23 protein-coding genes and 3 tRNA genes are annotated in these 26825 nt (G+C 47.0%); 10 read left to right on the top strand and 16 right to left on the bottom strand.

Translation table 11 applies throughout. From position 1 onward, the window contains the following. The 6 genes from COW15_RS13535 to pspA form a co-directional block, all read right to left on the bottom strand. A partial coding sequence (locus tag COW15_RS13535; RefSeq protein WP_293633047.1) for a PLP-dependent aspartate aminotransferase family protein occupies window positions 1-1065 on the bottom strand: 1065 nt, incomplete at its 3' end. 323 nt (window positions 1066-1388) lie between these two features. Continuing rightward, window positions 1389-2648 (bottom strand): YcjF family protein, encoded by a 1260-nt coding sequence (locus COW15_RS13530; RefSeq protein WP_293633046.1) that lies wholly within the window; start codon window positions 2646-2648, stop codon window positions 1389-1391. Further along, a complete protein-coding gene (locus COW15_RS13525; protein WP_293633045.1) occupies window positions 2645-4105 on the bottom strand; it encodes a YcjX family protein in 1461 nt (486 codons plus the stop codon). The genes COW15_RS13530 and COW15_RS13525 overlap by 4 nt, the downstream gene beginning before the upstream one ends. 113 nt (window positions 4106-4218) lie before the next feature. Beyond that, on the bottom strand, window positions 4219-4605 hold the full coding sequence (gene pspC / locus COW15_RS13520) for an envelope stress response membrane protein PspC (RefSeq protein ID WP_063883141.1): 387 nt from the start codon (window positions 4603-4605) through the stop codon (window positions 4219-4221). Beyond that, window positions 4592-4831: an envelope stress response membrane protein PspB gene (gene pspB / locus COW15_RS13515; RefSeq protein ID WP_253988336.1), complete on the bottom strand. Its 240-nt coding sequence runs from the start codon at window positions 4829-4831 to the stop codon at window positions 4592-4594. The genes pspC and pspB overlap by 14 nt, the downstream gene beginning before the upstream one ends. 17 nt (window positions 4832-4848) lie before the next feature. Continuing rightward, on the bottom strand, window positions 4849-5532 hold the full coding sequence (gene pspA / locus COW15_RS13510) for a phage shock protein PspA (RefSeq protein ID WP_198783002.1): 684 nt from the start codon (window positions 5530-5532) through the stop codon (window positions 4849-4851). A 177-nt stretch (window positions 5533-5709) separates the two neighbouring features. Between pspA and pspF the strand changes: the two genes are divergently transcribed. The 7 genes from pspF to fabV all read left to right on the top strand — a co-directional run bounded on the left by pspF (window position 5710) and on the right by fabV (window position 13489). After that, entirely contained in the window at window positions 5710-6801 is a 1092-nt protein-coding gene (gene pspF / locus COW15_RS13505) for a phage shock protein operon transcriptional activator (protein ID WP_293633044.1), read from the top strand. Between the two features lie 69 nt (window positions 6802-6870). Next, window positions 6871-8496: an ABC transporter substrate-binding protein gene (locus COW15_RS13500; protein ID WP_293633043.1), complete on the top strand. Its 1626-nt coding sequence runs from the start codon at window positions 6871-6873 to the stop codon at window positions 8494-8496. Next, window positions 8496-9527, top strand: coding sequence for an ABC transporter permease subunit (locus COW15_RS13495; RefSeq protein WP_293633042.1), 1032 nt, complete (start codon window positions 8496-8498; stop codon window positions 9525-9527). Before COW15_RS13500 ends, COW15_RS13495 begins: the two co-directional genes overlap by 1 nt. Next, complete coding sequence (locus COW15_RS13490; RefSeq protein ID WP_293633041.1) at window positions 9514-10404, top strand: ABC transporter permease subunit; 891 nt, start codon at window positions 9514-9516, stop codon at window positions 10402-10404. Before COW15_RS13495 ends, COW15_RS13490 begins: the two co-directional genes overlap by 14 nt. Before the next feature lie 3 nt (window positions 10405-10407). Continuing rightward, window positions 10408-11415 carry an oligopeptide/dipeptide ABC transporter ATP-binding protein gene (locus COW15_RS13485; protein ID WP_293633040.1) on the top strand — a complete coding sequence of 336 codons (1008 nt, stop codon included), beginning with the start codon at window positions 10408-10410 and terminating at the stop codon, window positions 11413-11415. Further along, window positions 11396-12181: an ATP-binding cassette domain-containing protein gene (locus COW15_RS13480; RefSeq protein WP_293633039.1), complete on the top strand. Its 786-nt coding sequence runs from the start codon at window positions 11396-11398 to the stop codon at window positions 12179-12181. The genes COW15_RS13485 and COW15_RS13480 overlap by 20 nt, the downstream gene beginning before the upstream one ends. 105 nt (window positions 12182-12286) lie before the next feature. Next, a complete protein-coding gene (fabV, locus tag COW15_RS13475; protein WP_293633038.1) occupies window positions 12287-13489 on the top strand; it encodes an enoyl-ACP reductase FabV in 1203 nt (400 codons plus the stop codon). 202 nt (window positions 13490-13691) lie between these two features. Here the strand turns inward: fabV and COW15_RS13470 are convergent, their stop codons facing one another. The 9 genes from COW15_RS13470 to COW15_RS13430 form a co-directional block, all read right to left on the bottom strand. Then, window positions 13692-15557 carry a SurA N-terminal domain-containing protein gene (locus COW15_RS13470; protein ID WP_293633037.1) on the bottom strand — a complete coding sequence of 622 codons (1866 nt, stop codon included), beginning with the start codon at window positions 15555-15557 and terminating at the stop codon, window positions 13692-13694. A gap of 226 nt (window positions 15558-15783) precedes the next feature. After that, the gene (hupB, locus tag COW15_RS13465; protein WP_006081127.1) at window positions 15784-16056 is read right to left on the bottom strand and encodes a nucleoid-associated protein HU-beta; all 273 of its coding nucleotides are present in this window, start codon (window positions 16054-16056) and stop codon (window positions 15784-15786) included. Between the two features lie 259 nt (window positions 16057-16315). After that, window positions 16316-18673 (bottom strand): endopeptidase La, encoded by a 2358-nt coding sequence (lon, locus tag COW15_RS13460; protein WP_293633036.1) that lies wholly within the window; start codon window positions 18671-18673, stop codon window positions 16316-16318. 132 nt (window positions 18674-18805) lie between these two features. Next, window positions 18806-20086: an ATP-dependent protease ATP-binding subunit ClpX gene (clpX, locus tag COW15_RS13455; RefSeq protein ID WP_293633035.1), complete on the bottom strand. Its 1281-nt coding sequence runs from the start codon at window positions 20084-20086 to the stop codon at window positions 18806-18808. Window positions 20087-20171: 85 nt separating this feature from the next. Next, window positions 20172-20780, bottom strand: a complete 609-nt coding sequence (gene clpP, locus COW15_RS13450) for an ATP-dependent Clp endopeptidase proteolytic subunit ClpP (protein ID WP_293633034.1) — start codon at window positions 20778-20780, stop codon at window positions 20172-20174. Between the two features lie 89 nt (window positions 20781-20869). After that, a complete protein-coding gene (tig, locus tag COW15_RS13445; protein ID WP_293633033.1) occupies window positions 20870-22174 on the bottom strand; it encodes a trigger factor in 1305 nt (434 codons plus the stop codon). A gap of 261 nt (window positions 22175-22435) precedes the next feature. Then, window positions 22436-22511 (bottom strand) — tRNA-His (locus COW15_RS13440). Between the two features lie 9 nt (window positions 22512-22520). Further along, window positions 22521-22597 (bottom strand) — tRNA-Arg (locus COW15_RS13435). A gap of 117 nt (window positions 22598-22714) precedes the next feature. Further along, window positions 22715-22791 (bottom strand) — tRNA-Pro (locus tag COW15_RS13430). A gap of 263 nt (window positions 22792-23054) precedes the next feature. On the opposite strand from COW15_RS13430, the gene folD reads away from it, so the two are divergent. Then, window positions 23055-23909, top strand: a complete 855-nt coding sequence (gene folD / locus COW15_RS13425; protein ID WP_293633032.1) for a bifunctional methylenetetrahydrofolate dehydrogenase/methenyltetrahydrofolate cyclohydrolase FolD — start codon at window positions 23055-23057, stop codon at window positions 23907-23909. 92 nt (window positions 23910-24001) lie between these two features. Here the strand turns inward: folD and cysS are convergent, their stop codons facing one another. Next, window positions 24002-25381: a cysteine--tRNA ligase gene (gene cysS, locus COW15_RS13420; protein WP_293633031.1), complete on the bottom strand. Its 1380-nt coding sequence runs from the start codon at window positions 25379-25381 to the stop codon at window positions 24002-24004. A 140-nt stretch (window positions 25382-25521) separates the two neighbouring features. Between cysS and COW15_RS13415 the strand changes: the two genes are divergently transcribed. Together COW15_RS13415 and COW15_RS13410 are read left to right on the top strand one after the other, a co-directional pair. Next, window positions 25522-26016 (top strand): peptidylprolyl isomerase, encoded by a 495-nt coding sequence (locus COW15_RS13415; protein ID WP_293633030.1) that lies wholly within the window; start codon window positions 25522-25524, stop codon window positions 26014-26016. A 9-nt stretch (window positions 26017-26025) separates the two neighbouring features. Then, window positions 26026-26769 (top strand): UDP-2,3-diacylglucosamine diphosphatase, encoded by a 744-nt coding sequence (locus COW15_RS13410; protein WP_293633029.1) that lies wholly within the window; start codon window positions 26026-26028, stop codon window positions 26767-26769. Window positions 26770-26825 lie beyond the last annotated feature (56 nt).

The following is a 26825-nucleotide window of genomic DNA, read 5'->3' as shown; positions in this document are numbered from 1 at the left end:
GTGCGTCATCGACGCTGGATGTTGGATCAGGGATTCAGCATCGCCTAAGCTCACCGCAATAGAGAACAAGCTTAAATGCCCCACAAAGGCCATAGCTTCTTCTAAATTTGCCGCCAGTTCAAACGCGATCACCCCTCCGGCACGTTTCATCTGCTTACCAATGAATTTATGTCCTTGATGAGATTTAAGCCCAGGATAATACACCCGGTTAATACTGGGATGTTCGGCCAAAAACTCGGCCACGCGCTGGGCACTATCGCAATGGCGCTGCAAACGCACATCTAAGGTTTTAAGGCCGCGCAAGATCAGCCAAGCATCGTGGGGCGATATCACAGCACCAATGTCTTTTAAGATTTCATACTTCACTTTATGGAGTTGTGCTTCACTGCCACACACTATCCCCGCAATCACATCACCATGACCATTCAGGTATTTAGTCGCACTGTGGATCACTAAATCGATACCAAAATCCAGCGGCCGCTGCAGTAATGGGGTCATAAAGGTATTGTCGACAATACTCACTAGCTGATGACGTTTGGCAATATTCGCAATTGCCGCTAAATCAAACACCTGCAAATGGGGATTGACTGGGGTTTCACAGAAAATGACCTTAGTATTGGCTTTAATTGCCGCTTCAATGTCTGCCAGAGATGAAAAATCCACTAGGGATACTTCAATACCAAAGCGAGCAAACTGCGTCGTCATTAAGGCAAAAGTACAGCCGTATACGGCATTAGACGCCACTAAGTGATCGCCCATTTGCAGGTTAGCCAATAATGCGGCGGATACCGCGCCCATACCAGATGCCGTTGCGGCGGCAGCCTCTGCACCTTCTAAAATCGCCATTTTACGTTCAAGCTCGGCGGTTGTCGGATTACCTAAGCGCGTGTAAATATACCCCGGCTCATTACCCGCAAATCGCTCACCACCTTGCTGTGCAGACTCAAACACAAAAGTCGCACTCTGATAAAGCGGCGTCACTAAGGCGCCAAATGCCTCCCGTTCGTGGCCGCCATGAATAACCTGTGTTGCCGCTTTCCACATCTTGCCTGACTCATCTTGCATACCTAGCTCCTTGTAATTGGCATTGAGCGGTTCCCGTTCTTAATTGATTGTTCGTTTGGGATGCTCAATGCCCGTGTTATAGATAAGAAACATTAGCCCTATCGAATAAGCTCTACCATAACGCGGCCAAGCACTTAAGCCAGTAGCATGGCGAAAATAGCAGTGCACAAAGTGTAATTAACTTGTTACATAACACTTTTCAGTCGCACTTTGTCATACTCGCTACCTGCAAAAAATTCATGAAAAATGCGCTAAGGAACCAGTCCATTAGCGCATCTACTTTGACGACTTTAATCAGTCAATCATTTGATATTAAATAGCATTTACTCTCTAGATTTATCTTTAGCTGAACGAGAGACCTTGTCATCAACATCGACGAACTGGCCTTTTAATGCATCGCGACCTTCCTTAGTAAACAGCTTGCCTGAAAACTGCTTCAGCTCGATCAACAATTCTTGATGCACTTTAGACAATTTAGGCCTTTGCTCTTCCCTAAACACAATCGGCCGACACAGCGCCATGGCTTGATATCCAAGGCGCGCAGTTAACATACCGCCGCCTAAGCCTTGGGCCAAGCGAGCTGACAATTTACCTGTCATTTCAACCGATAACAGCTGTGTCCCTAAATCGGTAACTAATTCACTGGTGCCCGCATAAATAATATTGATGATGATACTGCGGATAAGTTTAATCCGGCTCCAGTAACCTAACTCAATGCCATAGCAGCGGGCGACATCACGCAGCATACGTTGATTACGCCATAGGATGATAGCCATATCGAGCACGGCTAACGGACTGGCCGCCAGTAGCACTGCCGACTCTGCCGCATAGCGTCGCACCACTTTCTTTGCTAGCTCATCCCGCTCCGTCAACACTAAGTCCTCGAATAACAAGACTTTCTCGGCATCGTTATGCTCATCTTTTAATGAGCGGCGAAGTTGCTGCAAACCTTGGCTGTCGCCATAGTGGCACACTATGTTATCAATAAAGCTATCTGCCTCACCCATTTGCATGCTCTGCGCCAGCCTAGCGCCCGTTTCTTGGGTATCGGCGACCTGTTTAAGCCGCTTGAGTTTACAGTATTCACTGACTGCGCCCGCCAATGCCCACGCACTGACAACCCCAAGCACCACACCATAAAAACTGAACAACCAAGGGCTCTCAAGCCAAGCATCCCTCAATCCTAATCCTGTTTGAACCACCACGAGCAGCAATAAACTCGCTACCGCCAGACGAGCGAGCCAAGACCAAGGGCGTGACTTGACGAACTGAGGCGATACCGATTTAGCATCGATCATTTCTGGATGGGCAGACAGCGTCTCATCCATTAATTCCTCAATATCGGCAGCCACTTGTTGCACAGGCGTATGCGGATCAAAGGCTTTCGCCCCTTTGAGTTCCTCTTTGCTGGGTTTGAGCTGTACGACTTGTGGGTCAAACAGCTGCTGCTTTTTCAGCGGCTTTTGTTTAACTGCCTGTTGTTCAATGGATTGTTCAGCTGATTGTTCAGCCGAGCGTTTAAATGAGTTCGCAGAAGAATTAGGGGCCTGCTCATTTGGCTTATCCGATAGCTTTAGCGTCATTCCAACTTATCTCCCAGTAAATACTGCAACAGATGATCGAGACGAATATGGTCAAAGTGCACTTGAGATGGGTCAGCATTGACATTGCTCGGCGGTGCAAAGCCGATAAAGTTAAACCCTTGGTCACGCCAAAAATCGGGTTCAGGTAAGCGAGTGGGTACTTCGCCTGGAAACAAGGTCAGGGCTTTGCCATTGAGTCCCGTTCCCTGCACGACTTCCACCTCACCCTCTTGGGTTGTTACCATGCCATGGCGAGTCGCTTTGATGGCGCTAATCGCCATCGTCTCCACTTTACAACCATCGAAACTGGCAAAATGCTGGCTGTGTTTCAACATATCGGTCAACAGGGATAAAACATGGCTCTGCTGATCGCGGGTCACATGGTCAACCTTGCTCGCAGCAAACAATAAACGGTCGATGCGGGGGGCAAATAAACGCCGTAAATAACTCGATTGGCCAAACTGAAAGCTTTCCATAATGGCATTGAGCGCCGCGCCCATATCCTCAAATTGCTTTTTACCGCGATTCAACGCACTAAAACAGTCTACTAGCACGAGTTGCCGATCAAAACCGGCAAAGTGGTTTTTATAGAAAGGCTTAACCACCTTAGTGACATATTCTTGATAACGTTTTTCCAGTACATGGAATCCACTGTGTTTATCGCTTTGCGAAAACTCAGCGAACTTTTCATCATTAACCAATAATAGGGGGAAAAAAGCCAATAAGGGAGCGCCCTGCCATTCGCCCGGCAATAACATGCGTCCGGGCTGCGCTTGGTAATAACCTTGCACGTGCACTAAATCGTTGAGTAATGACTGATATTGATCGGCAATCAGCTTTAATTGCTGCTCATCGGCGCTGGCGGCTAAATCCAATGACATCAAAGATTGTTCAAACTCAGCATACAAGGATGAGCTTTTAAGATTCTCGATGCGAACTTGTTGAGCACGGCACCAAGTGACGAAGTCTTGGCGCAGCATAGGTAAATCGAGTAACCATTCGCCGGGATAATCGACTATGTCCAAATACAGTGTGGCGGTATCAGAAAACTTGGCCAGTAAGCCCTTTTGCGGCTGGTATTTTATCGCCAAGCGTAATTCAGAAATCGTGCGAGTGGAAGCTGGCCAAGTCGCAGGATTGGAAGTGAGCGCTAACATGGCGCCTTGATAATCAAAACTGGCGATTTCCAGATCCGGCTGCATGGCACGCTTAACTCCGAGCAGACGCTGATCGCGGCTCACCTGCCACAATGGCAAAGCGCTGTTGTTGCGGGCATGGGGTAAGGTTGAGACGGGGCCAGAATTGAGTAACTGATTGACTAACCCGGTAATAAACGCGGTTTTTCCCGCACCAGAAAGCCCAGTCACCGCCAAACGTAAATGCCGGTCCGCAGTGCGATGTAACAGGGATTGGCCCTTTTGGGTTATTTTATGGAGCGAGGCATCAAGCATTCCCATAGAGACTTCCCTTATGTCGAATGATGTTAACTTATGTTAAGTGATCTTGACTATACACTGGAATGGACAAGAGATTAAGCAACAAGGGCGGACATGGCCGCCCTTTAGAAGGGTTACAAACTATTGATTTGTCTTTTTAAATCAAAGTTGTCAGAGGTGACGTGACGTTCTAAATTTTGTAGCCTGACTTCCAGACTTCGAAATTGACGACTCACGTCGCTCAGCGCTTGCTTGGCGGGTTCTCCCGACTGCCACGGCTTCTTCTTCACCTCTATATCGTCCCTATCGTACGACTTTTGTGGTTTGATGTCTAAAATCACCCACAAGGCGACATAGATGATAAATACCACACCTGAGCCGCCGAGTAAGAAGATAGACACAGCCAGTACTCGCACTAACCAAGTTTCAATCGCAAAGTACTCGGCAATCCCTGCGCATACACCCGCTATTTTGCCTGACTGGGGAATGCGGTACAAAGTACGGCCATTAGATCCTCTCATGTTTCCCCCTCCATTCGGGCGATTCTGTATCCAGAATGGCCTCTAAGGTCTCGATACGTGCCGCCATTTTATCGGCTTTGGCAATCAAATCATTGAGTTGTGAAAACTCTTCCTCAGTGAGTCCCTGGCTCACTTGTCGCTTACTGCGATAATGAAGAACTAACCATATTGGCGCGACTATCACCATGAAAATAATAATCGGCGCCATCAGTACGTCCATATCCATAACTCACCTCTGAATTGTTATTCTTTTGACTTAGTTGGCGCTTTAGCTTTTACCTTGGCTTTGAGCGCTGCCAGTTCTGCATTCACAGAGTCTTCCGCTTCCAGCGCCGCAAACTCATCGGCTAAGGTCTTTTTGCCGCCAAGATCGTAGGATTCAACTTGGGCTTCTAAGCCTTCGACACGGCGCTCATATTGTTCAAACTTGAGCATAGCGTTGTCGATTTTGCTTGAATCTAACTGCTTTTTCACTTCTAAGCGCGATGACGCGGTTTGAGTGCGCAGAATAATGGTCTTTTGGCGTGCTTTAGCGTCGAGCAGCTTTTCCTGCAGCATGCTCACTTCATCTTTCAAGCGTGCAATGTGCTCATCAATAACAGTTAACTCTTGATTCAGCGTGTCTGCTAAACCAGTCGCTTTTTGCTTTTCAACTAAAGCGGCTTTCGCTAAGTCTTCACGGTCTTTCGACAGTGCCAGTTCAGCCTTATCTTGCCAATCTTGCACTTGCTCTAACACGCGATTGATACGACGTTGCAGCTCTTTCTTTTCAGCTAACACTTTAGCTGAGGTCGAACGCACTTCAACGAGTGTGTCTTCCATTTCTTGGATAATCAGTCGAACCATTTTTTCTGGGTCTTCGGCTTTATCCAGCAATGCGCTGATATTAGAGTTAATGATATCGGCGAAACGAGAGAAAATTCCCATAATCCTATCCTCAAATTGATGTTGGTCTCGTATAAGGTAATACACTAACCGTGCCAACTTTTAATTATTATTAAAATACAGCAAGTTAAACAAAAAATTAACTTTTACTTCCTTTTACGCTCCAAGCCACTTATTATCATTTTCACCAATTTTTAGCGCGAAAGACTAAAAAATATCGTGGATAATAAATTTCAACAAGACAACCTTATCGGTCAATCTAACGCCCTACTCGAAGTGTTAGAACATGTGTCGCAAATTGCGCCCCTGTCTAAACCCGTACTGATTATTGGTGAACGTGGCACAGGTAAAGAGCTGATTGCCGAACGCTTACATTATCTGTCTAAGCGCTGGGATCAAAGTTTTATTAAGCTAAACTGTTCATCTTTGAGTGAAAATTTACTCGAGAGTGAATTGTTTGGCCATGAGTCTGGCGCCTTTACCGGCGCCAAAGGCAAACATGAAGGTCGCTTTGAGCGCGCCGACGGCGGCACCTTATTCCTCGACGAATTAGCCAATACCTCCGGACTTATCCAAGAAAAGCTCCTGCGCGTCATTGAATATGGCGAATTTGAGCGGGTCGGCGGCAGTAAAACCGTGCAGGCCGATGTCCGTTTAATCTGTGCCGCCAATGAAGATCTACCAGCCCTTGCCGAAGCAGGCGAATTTCGTGCCGACTTATTAGACAGACTCGCCTTCGATGTGATTACGCTGCCACCGCTACGTTGTCGCCCAGAAGACATCATGACGCTGGCGGAATACTTTGCCGTTGGCATGGCGCGCCAATTAAAGCTGCAATTATTCAGCGGTTTCAGCGCCCATGCGGTCGAGCAATTAATGACCCACGACTGGCCGGGGAATATCCGCGAACTTAAAAACGTGGTCGAGCGCAGCGTCTATCGCAATGGCGGTGAAAATCGCCCCATAGATCATATTACCCTCGACCCCTTTGCGTCACCCTATCGGCCTCAAACGCGAGTCAAAACCCGCGAGCGTCAACTCCCCCCTGTAGCGCCAACGACTGTGGCCAGAACGCCCCAAGTTATGCCGGCACTTGAATCGGCAGCGGTTGCCAACAATGATTCAGCTATGAATACTTTTAATTTCCCGCTGGATTTCAAAGAGCAAACGGAGAAGTACGAGATGGACCTGCTTCAGCAGGCACTCTCAAACAGCCAGTATAATCAGAAGAAGACGGCGGAGCTTCTAGGATTAAGCTATCACCAGCTGCGTGGCATCCTGAAAAAGTACAATTTACTCGATAAAGCATAAGCAGATTGCCCACGGGGGAGATGCACTGCTAAAATAGCCTTTCATAGTCGATAAAATAATGATTTATAAATGAGTGTGCTAATTAGACGCCTGTGCCTAACAACTGCAGTTTCCTGCATGAGTTGGTTGTTGGTCGCGTGTGGCCCCCAACGACTCCCTTCCGGTTTGGTCTATTGCTCCGAAGGGAATCCCGAGTCTTTTAATCCGCAGTTGGTGACCTCTGGCACGACAATCGATGCCACCTCGCATCAAATTTATAGTCGCTTAATCGACTACGATACTCAGTCAGGCAAACTCGTTCCGGCACTGGCAACCCATTGGTCAATGTCAGAGGATGGCCTAAGTTACCGATTTGTCCTCAGGGAAAATGTCAAATTTCAATACTCATCGCGTTTTACTCCCTCTCGCACTTTTAATGCCGACGATGTGTTATTTTCTTTTAATCGCATTATTGACCCCCAACATCCTTACCATTGGGTCTCCCGCACTGGCTATCCCTTTTTCCAAAGCATTGGCTTTGCAAAGCAAGTAAAAGAGATAAAAAAGATAAATGACCATGAAGTCATTTTTTATTTAGCCCGCCAGGACGCCTCTTTTCTGTCAAATCTAGCGACCGACTTTGCGGTGATCTTATCCGCTGAATATGCGCAGCAGCAGTTAGCCCTAGGTCATCCAGAAAACGTCGATCACTTTGCCATAGGTACAGGGCCATTTACCTTAGTGCAATACGCTAAAAACGAGTATATCCGCTATCGCCGTAATCCCGATTTTTGGGGCGAGCCGGCAAAAATTGATATGCTGGTATTTGATATCACCCCAAAAAGCACTGTCAGGCTCGCTAAACTTATCGCGGGGGATTGCAGTGTGTCGGCGCTCCCTAAGGCAGGTGAACTGCCTGTGATCAAACAACATCATGACTTAATAATTGAGTCTCAACCGGGACTCAACGTCGCATTTTGGGCCTTTAACACCCAAAAGCCACCACTAGATGATGTCCGCGTACGCCGCGCCCTCGCCTATGCGGTCGATAAGCAAAATATCCTACGGGCTGTCTATCAAAATACCGCCATTGAGGCAACAGGCGTTCTGCCACCCGCCTCTTGGGCCTACGATAACAATAAAGGACTGAACGATTACAACCCACAAAAAGCGCGGGATTTACTCAAAGAAGTGGGGATAAAAAATCTCAGTATCGATATTTGGGCCATGCCAGTCGCCCGGGCTTATAACCCTAATGCGTTGAAAACCGCTGAATTAATTCAATCTGACTTAGCGAATATCGGCGTTAAGGTCAATATTGTGAGTTACGACTGGAGTGTATTTAGCCAAAGGCTCAGCCGCGATGAATATGACTCAGTGCTCATTGGTTGGAATGCCGATAACAGTGATCCCGACAATTTCTTTACCCCACTACTCAGCTGTTCGGCGATGCAGTCGAACAACAACCGCTCTCGCTGGTGTAACCGCCAATTTGATGCCATCTTAGATAGGGCGCGAGAAGTGTCGACCCAGGCAGAACGCAAAGCCATTTACCAAGAGGCCGAGGCCTTTCTAGCCGACCAAGTGCCTATGGTGAGTTTAGCCCACGCCAAACGTGTTGCCTTAACTCGTAGCAATGTCCAAAACATGCAACTCACTCCCTTTGGTGGAATCTCCTTTGCCCATACCAGCCAAGCTCCGCTGGAGGCTCACTGATGTTCAGATACCTTTTGAGACGCCTCTATCTCTTTCTTGCGACATCGCTGGTGATGGTTGGAGTACTGTTTTACACCACAGGATTATTTCCCGTTGAACGTAGTTTTGCACTGACGGGTATTCACGCTCCTACAGCAAACCAATTGGTGCAAATAGAACAAGACTACAAATTAAATGACAATCAAGCATGGCAATTCTTTGCTTATTTGCAGCAAAGATTGAGTGGTAATTTAGGGGTATCGGTCACCTCAAACCAAAGTGTTGCCGAAGAATTAAGCGCCGTCCTTCCCGCCTCGTTTGAATTAGCCATTATGGCGGCAATCATTGCCATTGGCTTAGGGGTACCACTCGGGGTTTTAGCCTCTCAAAGCCAGCATAAACTCACCCAGAATACCATTATGGCCATTACCCTTACGGGCTATTCAGTGCCCGTTTTCTGGTTGGGACTTTATCTGTCGCTCTGGTTTGGGGTCGATCTGGGCTGGTTACCTATTTCGGGACAGCTTAACTTGTTGTATGAGATTAAGCCGATCACAGGCTTTATGTTAATTGATATCTTACTTTCTGAGTCTGAATACAGCATGTCAGCCTTTAAAGATGCGCTGTTACATATCGTCTTACCCGCAACAACGTTAGCCGTTTTACCTTTTACCGTGGTCGTTCGCAGCACCCGCTCGGCCATGATGAATGTGATGAATCAGACCTTTATTCGCGCCGCCGAAGCTCGGGGAATGCACACCAGCACTATTATTTTGCGCCATGCCCTGCCCAATGCCTTAATCCCTGTGCTTAAACACCTTGGTTTAATGCTTGGCTCCTTTGCCAGCTATGCCATTGTAGTCGAAATGATTTTCTCTTGGCCTGGCGTGGGGTCTTGGCTGGTATCGGGAATTTATCAACGGGATTATACTGTTATCCAAGGCGGCATTTTGGCCGTTGCCTTGCTGATCATCTTCCTAAGTATCTTGATTGAAGTATTGCATACTGTCTTCAATCCACTGAGCAGAAAAGACCTTTATGCCGCCAGTTAAAATTTATCAAGAAGATCAAATCGCCTCCCCAATGATGCGGGTGTGGCAAAATTTTTCGGCTAACCCATTCGCCTTAGCTGGTCTGTGGACTATTGCATTCCTGCTTTTGCTAACCCTGTTTGGCCCTATGATTGCGCCTTTCCCACCCGAAGCTCAAGATCCCAGAGCATTATTATTACCTCCATCTTGGGACCCTTCAGGCACTGTGGCTCATTTTTTAGGGACAGATGATCTCGGCCGCGATATTTTTAGCCGTTTACTACATGATGCCCATTTAACCTTCGGTATGGCACTTTTAATCGTAATTACCGCCCTAGTGACAGGATTTATTATCGGTTCATTATCAGGAATGATGCGTGGCTTAAAGTCCAGCATCCTTGGTCATTTACTCGACGCACTACTGTCTATCCCCTCACTTTTGATGGCCATACTTGTGGTTGCCGTAATGGGGCCGGGGCTTGAAAATGTGTTTTGGGCAGTGGGGATTGCACTCACGCCTCAATTTGTACGCTCGATACATCAATCTGTGCATGAGGAATTGCAAAAAGAATACGTTACCGCGGCACGTTTAGATGGTGCCAACTCGCTGCAAATTTTTTGGTATGTGATCATGCCAAACGTGTGGGAAGTGGTGATTATTCAGACGACCTTAGCCATTTCTGCGGCGATTTTGGATATCGCGGCCCTCGGATTTTTAAGCTTAGGTGCACAGGCTCCGAGTCCAGAATGGGGAGCCATGGTGGCACAGGGCATAGATAATTTATTGACCGCACCTTGGACGGTAACTATTCCGGGATTAGCGATTCTTTTTAGTGTGCTGGCCATTAACTTGGTTGGTGATGGCCTACGGTCGGCGCTCGCGCCCATCAGAAACTAACTTATGCCTTTACTCGACGTACGAAATCTCACGATTGAACTCGATACGCCCCACGGCAGAGTGCGGGCGCTCGAAAAGGTCAGCCTAACACTTAATGCGGGGGAAATTCATGGCCTAGTCGGTGAATCAGGCTCTGGACGAAGTTTGTTGGCTAGGGCGATTCTTGGGATCCCTGGCCCCAATTGGACCATAACCGCCGACCGTATGATGTGGGACGGCAATAACCTTATGACGATGAGTTCGAAGGAACGCCGTAACCTGATGGGCTCAGATATGGCGATGATTTTCCAGGATCCCTCAGGCAGTCTAGACCCCGCGCAGACCGTTGGGAGTCAGTTGATGCAGGCTATGCCAAAAAATCCCAAAGCCTATTTCTGGCAACGGCGCAAACAGGCCCAACTGACAGCGCAAAAATGGCTACATAAAGTCGGTATAAAGGACCCAAAGAAAGTGATGGCGAGTTACGCTTGGGAATTGTCCGAGGGTGAATGCCAAAAAGTGATGATCGCCATGGCCGTCGCCAATCAACCGCGACTCTTGATTGCCGATGAACCGACAAACTCCATGGAGCTCAGCACTCAGGCCCAGATTTTTCGCCTACTTTCCCAACTCAATCAGCTGCAAAACGTGTCAATTTTGATCATCAGCCATGAGCTTGAAACCTTAGCCCAGTGGTGTGATCACTTGTCAGTACTCTACAGTGGCCAAGTGATGGAGTCGGGACCAACCGAGGAACTGATTGCCACTCCCTATCACCCCTACACTAAGGCATTACTCGATAACATGCCTGACTACTCGGGTATCAAAGCGCACAAGGCTATAATGCCAACGCTCCCTGGCTCAGCACCTGCGCTACAACATCTTCCCATTGGTTGCCGCCTAGGGCCAAGGTGCCCCGAGGCACAAAAGAAATGTGTAAACCAGCCAAGTTTAAGCCACCTAAAAAACCGCTACTTTGCATGCCATTTCCCTTACCACGGCGAAACAACAAATGACGACCCCACTGCTTAAAGTTAACGACCTCTATAAAAGATATGATACAGGTTATAAAGGCTTCTCACGCCAATATAACGATGCATTAGCCCCTGTGTCCTTCGAACTGAATAGTGGTGAAACCTTAGCCATAGTCGGTGAAGCGGGCTCGGGTAAGAGTACCCTTGCACGAATTCTTGTCGGTGCAGAACCGCGCAGCGGTGGTGAAATTTACTTTGAAGGTGAAGCCTTAGATAGCCGCAACATCAAACAGCGCTGCCGTTTGATCAGAATGATTTTCCAAGATCCTAATACTTCGCTCAACCCCAGACTCACTATTGGGCAACTGCTCGATGAGCCACTGCGGTTTAACACTGAGCTTTCGGCTAAAGAGCGCCATAGCCAAGTCATAGACACCTTAAGGAAAGTCGGTTTATTGCCGGAACATGCTGATTTCTATCCGCATATGATCTCCGAAGGTCAAAAACAACGGGTCGCTGTGGCGCGGGCTCTCATGCTCAACCCCAAGATTATTATTGCCGATGAGGCATTAACCGCATTGGATCTTTCTGTACGCTCGCAAATTCTAAACTTATTGCTCAAACTGCAAAAAGATCTCGGCTTGTCTTATATTTTCGTCTCCCATAATCTCAATATTATTCGCCATGTTAGCGATAAAATTATGGTATTGCATAAGGGGATTATGGTTGAAAAAGCCCCGACAGAACAGATATTTAACTCACCACAACATGAATACACCCAGAGGCTGATCCAAGAGCAGAGCCTGTTTGTCCACAAGCGTTAAACTGCTCCAACCACTTAAATAATCAGGCGAATTGGTTAAAAATAGATGCCATTTACTCGCTGAAATATTTATCCTATTGGCTATTTTGATAGAAGAAGCGTAAACATGATTATCAAACCCAAAATTCGTGGTTTTATTTGCACCACAACCCATCCCGTTGGCTGTGAAGCCAACGTTCAAGAACAAATCGCCTTAACCAAAGCCAAGGGCAAAATCGCTAATGGCCCTAAAAAGGTTTTAGTGGTGGGCTCATCAAGCGGTTACGGTCTGTCTTCACGTATCGCCGCCGCTTTCGGTAGCGATGCAGCGACCATTGGCGTGTTCTTCGAAAAGCCAGGTACAGAGGCCAAACCTGGCACTGCAGGCTGGTATAACTCTGCCGCTTTCGATAAGTTCGCCAAAGCCGCAGGCTTGTATTCTAAGAGCATTAACTGCGATGCCTTCAGCCATGAAGCTAAGCAAAAAGTGATTGAGCTTATCAAACAAGATCTCGGCGAAATCGATATGGTCGTTTACTCACTGGCATCCCCAGTGCGCAAACTGCCCGATTCGGGTGAGCTTATCCGCTCTGCACTGAAACCTATAGGTGAAACCTACACTGCGACTGCGGTTGATACCAATAAAGACTGCATCATAGAAGCGACCGTAGAGCCCGCAACCGAGCAAGAAATTGCCGATACTGTCACGGTTATGGGCGGTGAAGATTGGGAACTGTGGATCAAAGCCTTATCAGAAGCAGGTGTATTAGTCGATAACTGCAAAACGGTTGCCTATAGTTACATAGGCACTGAACTGACCTGGCCAATTTACTGGCACGGTGCCCTTGGCAAGGCCAAGATGGATTTAGATCGCGCAGCGAAAGCCTTAAATGAGCAACTGTCCGCCACTGGCGGCAGCGCTAACGTTGCGGTACTGAAGAGTGTTGTGACTCAAGCGAGTTCGGCCATTCCAGTCATGCCTTTATATATCGCTATGGTATTTAAGAAAATGCGCCAAGAAGGACTCCACGAAGGTTGTATGGAGCAAATCTACCGCATGTTCAGCGAGCGCCTATTCCGTGCCGATGGTGCTAAGCCAGAAACCGACAGCGATAATCGCCTGCGTTTAGACGATTGGGAACTGCGTGAAGAGATCCAGCAGCATTGCCGTGATTTATGGCCACAAGTGACCACAGAAAACTTGTCAGAGTTAACGGATTACCGTGAATATAAAGCTGAATTTATTAAACTCTTTGGCTTTGGTATTGAGGGTATTGATTACGATGCCGACGTTAACCCATACGTTGAGTTTGATGTTATCGAGCTCTAATCGACTGCGATAGCGAGTCACTGCTTACCACTAGGTTAAACGCCACTTTTTAGTGGCGTTTTTATTTACAACGCCCAAACTGAGATGCGCTATCGACACATTTCATCACGTTGAAAAACAAAAAGGCCAAGTGAAATCACTTGGCCTTTTAATCGAAGTTTACAAGTAGGATAACCAGTTCAATGCGCTATCCTCACTTAACTCATTCTTCTACAGGGTAAAGTACCTTGGCATTGGCTTTGAGTGAATCGATCAAGCCACGATAATCTGCTTCACTGTATTGTGCATTCAAACGTTGCTTAAGTGCATTCACTAGCTCATCACTCACGCCTTCTGCCGCGTTGACTTTATCTAGCGCAACCACAGCATAACCGTTTGCTAAACCAACGGTATCGACAACAGGAGTTGTGCTCGGTGTTGGCATTTGGAATACTTTGCCCACTATGGCAGCATCGATGGTTTGTTCACCGCGGCCCAATTTAGCTTTAGCGATTAGCGCGATATCGGCAGCACCGGCTTTAACCTGTGACAGCATTTCCTGCGCCTTAGCACGTGCGGCATCGTTCGCCTGCTCTTGTTTCAAACGGTCCGTGATATCGGCCTTTACAGTCGCTAATGGCAAAGTGCCTGCATCCTGATGCTCTTTCACACGAACCACCACCACGTGGTTAGGTTCAAGCTCAATCACTTCACTGTTTAAACCTTTCAGCATAACAGTTTCAGAGAACGCGGCTTTAACTAAGTCAGGCTTGTTTAGCGCAGCTGGAACGTTATCTCGAGAGAAAAGAGGCGTCGTCTTAATATCTACGCCCACAGCTTTAGCCGTTTCAGATAGCGTATCTGGCACTTCATAACTAGTATCGGCCAATTTGCTTTGCAAACTGTAGAATTGATCCACCGCTTTCTTGTCCTGCAACTGGGCCACAATTTTAGCCTTCACGTCGGCAAAGGGCACTGTTGCACCCGCTTGTACATCGAGTAATTTAATAATGTGAAAACCAAAATCAGTTTTAACTACGCCTGAATGCTCACCCTTATTTAACGCAAATAGCGCAGCATCAAAGCTTGGGTCCATCACTCCGGGTTCAAACCAATCCAACTTACCGCCCTGCTCCGCACTTAAAGTATCGTCAGAGTTAGCTTTAGCTAAGTCAGCAAAATCGGCACCATTGTCTAGCTGCTTAGCTAAATCTTCCGCCTTGGTTTTTGCTGCTGCTTCATCGCTACCAGGAGTGACCAGTATATGGGCCGCTAGACGCTTTTCATTCGCCACATATTGTGCCTTGTGTTCATCGTAATAAGCTTGTGCTTCTTCGTCTGAAACCGGATTATTCTTCGCGAAATCAGCGGCATTCAGTTCAACATATTCTAGGCTCACCATTTCAGGGCTCATAAACTGCCCTTGGTTTGCGTCGTAGTAGTTTTTCACTTGCTCATCGCTGACACTGGCATTAGCAAGGAATGGCGCAGAATCCACGACCAAGTAACGAATGTCGCGGGTTTGACCTTGCAGCTCGGCTAATTGTTTAGCTTCACCGGGTAACACAAACTCGGTCCCCACTAGGGCGGCAGTCAGCTGGCGACGAGTCATATCGACGCGCATCATGCTTCTAAAGGTTTGTGGTTGGTAGCCTAACTGACGCAGAATCGCTTGATAACGTTCGTTATCAAATTTACCGTCAGTTTGAAAAGCGGGTTCTGTTTTAATAGCAGCAATAATTTGCTCATCAGACACTCGCAGGCCCATAGCATGTGCGGCTTGGTCGATGAGTTTGTCGGCAACTAAACGTTCTAACACGCTCTGCTTTATGCTTTCTAGGTATTTTTCGTCGGCAGATAATGCAGCAAACATTTCACCCAGTTGTTGCTCCATACGAGAGCGTTCACTCTGGTAGGCTTGCTCTAACTCGGCTTTAGTGATCTTGTCACCGTTGACTTCTGCGGCAGGGACGTCCGATTTGGAGCCTAAATAGCTACTGACACCTGCAAATGCAAAAGATAAAATCACAAGTACGAGAATGCCTTTAGCAATCACGCCTTGCGAACCGTCGCGGATCTTTTCTAACATCAGATTTCTCGCTTGTTGCGATTAACAAAATAAAAAGGCGCATCGGTTTGAGATGCGCCTTTCTGTAATTTATGGGGATAATTCAGACGCTACCACGGGTAAGCACTAAAACCCCGAGTAATGGTTGATGTAAAACGTCAAAATCCATTACTTTCAATTCGTAAAAAGCACTGATTAAACAGTGCTTATCATTACGAATGCCTTACAAAGGCCACGATATCAAAAATTAATTGACAGCGTCTTTCAGTGCTTTACCTGCTTTAAATGCAGGAATTTTTGCTGCTGCGATTTTGATTTCTTCACCCGTTTGTGGGTTGCGACCAGTACGCTCAGCGCGCTCACGCACTTCAAAAGTACCAAAACCAACAAGAGAAATTTTATCGCCTTCTTTCAGACCTTCGGTCACAGCAGCGATAAAAGAATCCAGTGCACGGCCAGCAGCGGCTTTAGAAATGTCAGCACCAGAAGCGATTTTCTCGATTAGTTCAGATTTGTTCATGTCATCCCCTTGAATGTAATTTTTTTGCGCCGCAACCAAATCCGTCTCTAGAGCGGTCTGCGGAGGCTTTTATAACAAGCTTGAATTCAAAGTTCAAGCTGAGTTCGAAAACCAAAGAAATAAAACTGGATACAGCTCAAAGCCAGTTGCGCCAAGGGCTTGGAGCAGCTGGCTCTCCACAGACCTAGGCTACCACAGGTCTGCGCTTTGTTAAGCCCCTTTTTTCATTTTTTTTAGCGTGATAGCGCATTTTCTTGCGTTATGCCAAGTTTTTAACCACTTCGAAGCCTTCAACCGGTCTTTCAAGGGCCAGTTTTAACACTTCATCGACCCAACGTACGGGGCGAATTTCTAAGTCGGCAATCACATTGGCAGGAATTTCTTCCAAATCACGCTCGTTTTCCTTTGGAATAAGTACCAGTTTTATGCCACCACGGTGTGCTGCCAGCAGTTTTTCTTTTAAACCACCGATAGGTAACACTTCACCGCGTAAGGTAATTTCACCTGTCATGGCCACGTCGGCACGCACTGGGTTCCCCGTCAAGCTGGATACTAAAGCGGTACACATAGCCGCACCCGCCGATGGACCATCTTTTGGTGTTGCACCTTCTGGCACATGCACATGGATATCACGCTTCTCATAAAAGTCGCCGTTGATACCTAATTGCTCAGCGCGGGCACGCACCACAGTCATCGCCGCTTGAATCGACTCTTGCATCACATCGCCGAGCGATCCTGTGTAGGTCAGCTTGCCTTTACCGGGTACTGAGGTGGCTTCAATTGTCAGCAAATCACCGCCAACTTCTGTCCACGCCAAACCAGTCACTTGACCGATTTGATTATTAGACTCGGCTTTACCGTAATCGAAGCGCTGCACGCCAAGGAAAGACTTGAGGTTTTCCGCCGTCACAGTGACTGACTTGACAGATTTGTCGAGCAGGATCATCTTCACGACCTTACGGCAAATCTTCGACAATTCACGCTCGAGCGAACGTACCCCAGCTTCACGGGTGTAGTAACGGATAATGCCAATAATCGCACTGTCATCGACATGGATTTCACTGGCTTTAAGGCCATTACGTTCGATTTGCTTGGAGAGCAAATGTTGCTTCGCAATATTGAGCTTCTCATCCTCGGTATAACCCGACAGACGGATCACTTCCATACGGTCTAAGAGTGGCCCCGGAATATTCATCGAATTCGAGGTCGCCACAAACATCACATCGGATAAGTCGTAATCAACTTCGAGGTAATGGTCGTTAAAGGTCGCATTTTGCTCAGGATCGAGGACTTCCAATAAAGCAGAAGCGGGATCGCCACGCATGTCCGAACTCATCTTGTCAATTTCATCCAGCAGGAATAAGGGGTTTTTCACGCCCACTTTAGCCATTTTTTGAATGACTTTACCCGGCATAGAGCCAATGTAAGTACGGCGATGACCACGGATTTCCGCCTCATCACGCACGCCGCCTAAGGCAACACGTACATACTTACGACCCGTTGCTTTGGCAATCGATTGACCCAGCGAAGTTTTACCCACACCTGGAGGGCCAACTAAACATAGGATGGGCCCCTTAAGTTGACGCACTCGGCTCTGAACTGCCAGATATTCCAGAATACGTTCTTTAACCTTTTCAAGACCATAATGATCGGTATCAAGTACTTCTTGGGCTTTGGCTAAATCACGTTTGATTTTCGAGCGCTGGCTCCAAGGCACCGATGTCATCCAATCGACATAACTGCGCACCACAGTCGCTTCCGCCGACATAGGCGACATCATGCGTAGTTTGTTCAGCTCGGCTAAGGCTTTCTCCTTCGCTTCGCTTGGCATGTTGGCCTCTTCAATCTTACGATTTAAGGCTTCAAATTCGTCATGGCCTTCGTCTAAGTCACCCAGCTCTTTCTGGATGGCTTTCATCTGTTCGTTCAGATAATACTCGCGTTGGCTCTTTTCCATCTGCTTTTTAACGCGGGTACGGATACGTTTCTCAACCTGCAGTAGGTCGATCTCCGATTCCATCATCGCCATCAAATATTCCAGACGCTCACCGACATTGACCATCTCAAGCACAGATTGCTTATCTTCAAGCTTGAGTGGCATATGGGCGGCCATAGTATCTGCCAGACGCGCCGCTTCATCGATACCCGATAAAGAGGTCAACACTTCTGGCGGGATCTTTTTGTTCAGCTTGATATAACCTTCAAACTGACCAATGGCACTGCGCACCAACACTTCTTCCTCTTTGTCTTCCAGCGGTTCTGATTCCAGATACTCAGCCTTAGCCACAAAGAATTCTGTTTCCTGGGTATAATGGGTGATACGAGCACGACGACCACCTTCAACGAGCACTTTTACCGTACCATCTGGCAATTTCAATAACTGCAAAATAGAGGCAACGGTACCAACATCGAAAATATCATCTTTCGTCGGTTCATCTAATTCGGCATCTCTCTGCGCCACTAAAATAATCTGTTTATCCTGGGCCATTGCCGTTTCGAGACAACGAATCGACTTTTCTCGGCCAACGAACAACGGAATTACCATATGGGGATAGACCACCACATCTCGCAGTGGCAGCACGGGGAGTTCGATATGCGCTTCACGCTCTAGGGTCATAGTTCGATTCCGTTTTGGTGAATGGGATTGATAATGGAGTATATTGGGGCGCTTTATTGGGTTTCAATGGGCAATACTAAAAAAGGAGCCCAATGGGCTCCTTGTTTTTCAGTTTGCTATCGAACAGGACGATTATTGCTCGCCAGAAGCCGCTTGTGCTTCATTTCGCTCATAAATCAGGATAGGAGCAGACTCGCCACTCACCACGGACTCATCAACGACGGCCTTCACCACGCCTTCGGTTGAAGGAATGTCGTACATAGTATCGAGTAAAATACCTTCAACAATCGAACGCAGACCACGGGCACCCGTCTTACGGGACATGGCTTTATGGGCAATCGCTTTTAGCGCGTCTTCGCGGAACTCAAGCTCCACACCTTCCATCTCAAATAACGCACTGTATTGCTTAGTCAGGGCATTTTTAGGTTGAGATAGAATTTGCACTAGGGCTTCTTCATCGAGTTCAGTCAGAGTCGCAACGACAGGCAGACGGCCGATAAACTCAGGGATCAAACCATATTTGACTAAATCACCAGGTTCAACTTGAGATAAGGTTTCAGAAATCGTCGCCTTCTCTTTTTCGCCTTTCACCTGCGCACCGAAACCGATACCCGAACCAACATGTGCACGTTGCTCAATCACTTTCTCAAGCCCTGCGAACGCACCACCACAGATAAACAGGATCTTAGAGGTATCGACCTGTAAGAATTCCTGCTGTGGATGCTTACGACCACCTTGGGGTGGAACCGCGGCAACAGTGCCTTCAATCAGCTTAAGCAGTGCTTGTTGTACACCTTCACCCGAAACGTCACGGGTGATCGATGGATTGTCCGATTTACGGCTAATTTTATCGATTTCATCGATATAAACGATACCACGCTGCGCTTTCTCTACATCGTAGTCGCATTTTTGCAGCAACTTTTGAATGATGTTTTCAACGTCTTCACCCACATAACCCGCTTCAGTTAAGGTAGTGGCATCTGCCATGGTGAAAGGCACATTGAGCGAGCGTGCAAGGGTTTCAGCCAGCAGAGTTTTACCGCTACCCGTTGGGCCAATCAGCAAAATGTTGCTTTTGCCTAATTCAACCCCATCTTTAGGTGATGAATTTTTTAAGCGCTTATAGTGGTTATAAACCGCAACAGAGAGCACTTTCTTCGCTCTGTCTTGGCCAATCACATAATCGTCTAAATGCGCACGCAACTCATGTGGCGTTGGCAATTTATCGTTATCACGTTTTGGAGAGATCTCTTTAATCTCTTCACGAATAATGTCGTTACATAATTCAACGCATTCATCGCATACGTATACTGATGGACCAGCAATCAGTTTTCTCACTTCATGCTGGCTCTTACCGCAAAAAGAGCAGTACAGCAATTTACCGCTGTCACCATTATTTTTGTTGTCGCCCATTAATTACCTCATTTGCAGTCTGCTCTACTGCCAGTCTTAAATTTGCTTAACCTTTTACAGAGCATAGCCCAGTCAAAAGCAAAAATCAGCCGCGTTTCGTCATCACAGCATCAACTAAACCGTATTCCACGGCTTGAGTCGCACTCATGAAGTTGTCGCGATCGGTATCACGCTCAATCACTTCGAGTGGCTGACCAGTGTGTTCGGCAAGCATCAGGTTGAGCTTATTCTTGATGCCGATAATTTCTTGCGCGTGAATCGCGATATCAGAAGCCTGACCTTGGAAACCACCCAATGGCTGATGGATCATCACCCGGGAATTCGGCAAACAGAAACGTTTACCCTTCTCGCCACCCGCTAACAGGAAAGCCCCCATACTGGCCGCTTGGCCAATACACACAGTGCTCACGTTAGGCTTAATAAATTGCATGGTATCATAAATGGCCATACCCGCAGTCACTGAGCCGCCGGGTGAGTTGATATATAAGAAAATATCTTTATCAGGGCTTTCTGATTCCAAGAATAACAACTGCGCCACAATCAGGTTAGCCATATGTTCTTCAACTTGACCCACCAAAAAGATAATCCGCTCTTTCAATAGACGAGAATAAATATCGTATGAACGTTCACCCTTAGCAGTCTGTTCGATCACCATAGGCACTAAAGCACTTTGTATGTCTGACGCATTATGCATTATTCACTTCCCTAAATAAAAATGGCTCGCATGAGGAGCCTCATACGAGCCATTATAAATGGCGAACAGCCAACCAAGTCAAGCTTAGCTTATGCGCGACCAGTAGCCTTGTTCATAAATTCTTCAAAAGCAACTTCTTTCTCGGTCACTTTGGCAGATTTCAGCAGTGCTTCAACCGCTTGCTCTTCTAAAGCAACGTTACGCATGTTCTGCATCAGTTCTTTGTTACTGTTGTAATAAGCCACAACTTCACTTGGATCTTCGTAGGCTGACGCCATAGAAGCGATCAGACCTTGTATGCGCTCGTCTTCTGCTTTCAGTTCGTTCGTCTTGATGACTTCACCTAATAACAGACCGATTTTAACGCGACGTGCAGCCTGTTCAGTGAACAGTTCCGCTGGCAGTTCTGGCATATTAGCCGTTTGGCCACCAAAGCGTTGCATTGCTTGTTGACGCAGTACGTTAACTTCGCCATCGATCAGTGCTTTTGGTAGAGTGATGTCGTTGTTTGCTAACAGACCGTTGATCACTTGCTCTTTCACGTTAGCTTTTAACGCTTGTTCAAGTTCACGGTTCATATTTTTACGGATTTCAGTTTTCAGCGCTTCTAAGCCACCTTCACTGATACCGAACAGAGCAGCAAACTCATCGTTCACTTCTGGCAGGTTAGCCGCTTGCACTTCAGTCAGGGTAATCGCGAATTTAGCCGCTTTACCTTTCAGGTTTTCAGCGTGATATTCTTCTGGGAAAGTCACGTCAATAACAAATTCTTCGCCCGCTTTGTGACCTAAGATACCGGCTTCAAAGCCTGGGATCATACGGCCGCTACCCAATTGCAGTTCGAAATCGTCAGCTTTGCCGCCGTCGAATTCTTCACCGTCAACTGAGCCAACAAAGTTCATTTTTACTTTGTCGCCATCTGCAGCTTCACGTTCAACAGCCGCGAAAGTCGCGTGTTGCTTACGTAAAGTTTCAATCATAGTGTCAACGTCAGCGTCAGTCACTTGTGCTTTTGGTTGTTCTACTTCGATTGCATCTAAGCCTTTCAGCTCAACTTCTGGGTAGATTTCAAAGGTAGCGATAAATTCGAATTTTTCGCCATCGGTTGAACCAGGAACGAAAGTCGGTGCACCCGCAGGGTTTAACTTCTCAGCAATGATGGCTTCGATGAAGTTACGTTGCATCACTTCACCGGTGATATCTTGACGAATTGCCGCGCCATAACGTTTGTTAATGACAGTGACAGGCACTTTACCAGGACGGAAACCTGGAATACGAGCACGCTTAGCTTCACGTTGTAAACTGTCTTTAACCAGCTTTTCAATTTGTTCCGCAGGAACAGAAATGGTCAGGCGACGCTCTAGGCCTTGGGTTGCTTCAACAGAAACTTGCATTGTTTTACCTCGAAATTTGTCTAACGTCCTTTGTAATAGCCGAGTCATCAACTATTCAGGTATTCGTTTCTTGATCATTAAATTTGACTACAATGCCCACCACTACTGGCTTTTGGCACAGGTCGCTCATAGTTGATATCTATCAAGACGCGACATTATAGCCACCGTTTTCTGCAGAGTCGAGCCTCAACAGCCGAATCTGGGGTATAAAAAAAGCGACACAAGGTCGCTTTTTTTATTTTGTACTCTAAGTACTAAAAATGGGGTGACTGATGGGGCTCGAACCCACGACAACCGGAATCACAATCCGGGACTCTACCAACTGAGCTACAATCACCACTGAAACTGGTACGCCCGGCAGGATTCGAACCTGCGACCACCCGCTTAGAAGGCGGGTGCTCTATCCAACTGAGCTACGGGCGCATGGTCTGCAGAATATTCTGCATCCTAACCGATTTGGAAAGCATTTATGCTAACCCTATCATTCACCTATTTGAGTTCAAATTATGTTTGAATTCATTGAAGCAAACGACAATAAAGTGGTCGGTGATAGAGGATTCGAACCTCTGACCCTCTGGTCCCAAACCAGATGCGCTACCGGACTGCGCTAATCACCGAAGGTCTTACATTTTCAGCGCAAGATGAACACATCTGCCTGAGAACGGAGCGCATCTTATCCCCTCACTTTACACCCGTCAACGATTTTTTTAGTGATTGGCTCTAGGTGCTGAATTATCAGGCTAATACGGTTTTTTTTGTCTATTCGACCTTGGCTTTAACCATGACACAATTGCTGGGCCCTGTTAAAATAGCCGCGATTGCCAATCTCTGTGTTAACTACCGTTTTAACCATCGCCCATATAAAGGATATCCTACACCCATGACAGCCCAAATAATCGACGGCAAGGCGATTGCTCAATCCATCCGCACTCAACTTCGTGAAAAAGTCACCGCCCGCAAAGAGGCTGGACAACGCGTACCGGGTTTAGCCGTCATATTAGTGGGAGCCGATCCTGCCTCCCAGGTTTATGTTGGAAGCAAACGTAAGGCCTGTGAAGAAGTCGGCTTTATTTCCCGTTCATATGATCTCGAAACCAGCTGCACCGAAGAAGAACTACTCAAACTCATCGATGACCTCAATGATGATCCAAGCATTGACGGCATCCTAGTACAACTGCCATTGCCAGCTCATATTGAAGACTCTAAGGTTATCGAGCGAATTCGCCCCGATAAAGATGTCGATGGATTCCATCCCTATAATGTTGGCCGTTTAGCACAACGTATTCCGGTTTTACGCTCATGCACGCCGATGGGCATTATGACACTAATTAAATCCACTGGCGTCGATACCTATGGTTTAGATGCAGTTGTGGTTGGTGCGTCGAATATTGTTGGCCGTCCTATGACCTTAGAGTTGCTGCTGGCTGGCTGCACCACCACCACTTGCCACCGCTTCACTAAGAATCTAGAGCAAAAAATCCGCCAAGCTGATTTAGTGGTGGTTGCAGTGGGTAAACCCGGTTTTATTCCCGGTGAGTGGATAAAACCCGGTGCGATTGTGATTGATGTGGGTATTAATCGCTTAGATAACGGCGCCTTAGTCGGCGATGTGCAATATGAAGTGGCGGCGCAAAATGCCAGCTTTATCACCCCGGTTCCCGGCGGTGTTGGCCCGATGACGATTGCGAGCCTATTAGAAAATACCTTATATGCCGCCGAGCAGTATCATGACTAGGTTCTAGGTTCGGCAAGCATAAAAAAACCTGCATAATGCAGGTTTTTTTATTGGCTGAAGATTTTTTGATTAAAGACTATAGCTAATTAAGCTTATTTCTTACGCCAAGTGGTGCCACTTGGGCCATCTTCCAAAACCACGCCAAGTTCATTCAAACGATTGCGCGCCACATCGGCGGCGGGCCAATCTTTTTCACTGCGAGCACGGTTACGTTCAACGATTAGGGCTTCAATTTCTGCCACTTCATCGTCACTGCCCTCACCTTTAAAGAAAGCATCAGGATCTTGGCTTAATAGCCCCAGTACATCGGCTAATTGCTTCATCGCCACAGCCAGTGCAGATGCCTGAGCCATATCGGTCAGTTTTAGGCGATTGATCTCACGCACCATGTCAAAGAGGACTGAATAGGCTTCAGGCGTATTAAAGTCATCGTCCATTGCCGCTTTAAATTTAGCGACAAACTCCTGTGCAGGCGCAGCGGCAACGGTCAAGTCGACATCTTTAATCGCCGTATACAAACGCTCTAACGCCGAACGAGCTTGTTTTAAATTCTCTTCGGAGTAATTCAATTGGCTACGATAGTGACCCGATAACAGGAAGTAACGCACTGTCTCGGCATCGTAATGGCCGAGCACATCGCGAATGGTGAAGAAGTTGCCTAGGGATTTTGACATCTTTTCGCGGTCAACCATCACCATGCCCGTGTGCATCCAATAGTTTACGTATGGCGTATCATGGGCACAGCAAGACTGGGCGATTTCATTCTCATGGTGTGGGAACTGTAAGTCAGAGCCGCCGCCATGAATATCAAAATGCAGACCGAGATGTTTGCTGTTCATGGCTGAACATTCGATATGCCAGCCAGGACGACCCGGTCCCCATGGTGATTCCCACGTTGGCTCGCCGGGTTTAGACATTTTCCACAGCACGAAGTCCATTGGGTTTTGTTTGTTTTCGTCGACTTCAACTCGAGCACCGGCTTGCAGTTGATCTAAATTCTGCCCCGATAACCGGCCATAATCAGGGTAAGATGCCACGCTAAATAGCACATCGCCATCGGCGGCAACATAGGCATGACCACGTTCAAGCAAACGCTCAACCATATCGATGATTTCTTCAATATGTAGGGTTGCCCGTGGTTCAAAGTCGGGCCGCAGCATATTTAATGCATCAAAATCTCGATGCATCTCACCGATCAAACGCTCGGTTAAGGCTTCACAGCTTTCATTATTTTCGTTAGCGCGTTTAATAATTTTGTCATCGACATCGGTAATATTGCGCTGAAAATTCACCTCATAGCCCACATAACGCAGGTAACGCACTATCATGTCAAAGGAAACAAAAGTACGGCCGTGACCAATATGACAGAGATCGTATATGGTCACACCACACACGTACATCCCAATTTTTCCGGGATTGATTGGCTTAAATTCCTGTTTTTGGCGGGTAATACTGTTGTAAATCTTCAACATCGGCATTCTCTTCAATAATACATTCAGGAGTAAAATCAAGGGGTCAGTTTATCATGGCAGGACGGCTTTTGAATACTGCACTTTGCGCGCAATCCGAGATAAGTTAGAATCGCGCCACTATTTACAGAGAGTATGAAAACATGATCACATTACACACCAATTTTGGCGACGTTAAACTGCAACTGAATGCTGAAAAAGCCCCATTAACCGTAGCAAACTTTATGAAATATGTTGACGAAGGTTTCTTCGATGGCACAATTTTCCACCGTGTAATTGACGGTTTTATGATCCAAGGTGGTGGCTTCAACGAAGACATGAGCCAGAAACGTTGCCATGAACCAGTAAAAAACGAAGCCAATAACGGTTTATCAAACCGTACTGGTACTATTGCCATGGCGCGTACTTCTGATCCCCATTCAGCCACTGCACAGTTCTTCATTAATGTGAACGACAACACTTTCCTCGATTTTAAATCAGAAACCTCACAGGGTTGGGGCTACTGCGTCTTTGGTGAAGTTGTTGAAGGCATGGACATTATCGAAAAAATTAAAGCAGTGAGCACAGGCAATCGCGGCATGCATCAGGATGTGCCATTAGAAGCCGTTGTGATTGAAAAAGTCAGCGTTGCGGCATAATCCCTGCGAATGCGAACTCTATTTATAGGCGATCTACATTTAAGTGCAGATCGCCTCGATATTACTCACGCTTTTATTCGTTTCCTCGACACCGGGCTCGATGGTGCCGAGGCTCTCTATATTCTTGGTGATTTGTTTGAGGTCTGGGTGGGTGATGATATCGCCGCACCTTTTGCACTCGAACTCGCCGAAAAGCTTAAGCAAGTGTCACATAAGCTGCCAGTGTATTTTATCCACGGCAATCGTGACTTTATGCTAGGTAAACGCTTTGCCCGTGCTGCTGGCATGCAAATTTTACCCGAAATCACCTGTCTAAAGTTATACGGTGTCGACACTGTTATTTTGCACGGCGATAGCCTATGTACTTTAGATAAAGCCTATCAACGCTTTAGAAAATTACGTAGTTTTGCCCTCGCCCGTTGGCTTTACGGCTGCCTGTCTAAAAAAAGGCGCCAAGGTATTGCCGATAAAATCCGTCGTAAAAGTAAGAGCAGTAATAAGCAAAAAAGCGACACTATCATGGATGTTGAGCCCAATGCGGTCGATGCGTTATTTGCCCAAACGCACACTCAACATATGATCCACGGTCATACCCACAGACCGGCTATTCATCAACTTGATAATGGCAATAAGCGTATTGTGGTAGGGGATTGGTATGAGCAAGGCAGTGTGCTCAGCGTGAGCCCCGAAGGCATTAATTTAATTCGTTTACCCTTCGATTCGGCACCTTTACCACACGATCCAGCACAATAGACAAACAATGAAGCATATTTATTAACGGTTCTACGGAGCCGTTAATCATGGTAACC

It is taken from the genome of Shewanella sp. CG12_big_fil_rev_8_21_14_0_65_47_15 (assembly GCF_002783505.1).
In the GTDB taxonomy this organism is placed as follows: Bacteria; Pseudomonadota; Gammaproteobacteria; order Enterobacterales; family Shewanellaceae; genus Shewanella.
This window is presented reverse-complemented; position numbering and strand designations above follow the sequence as displayed.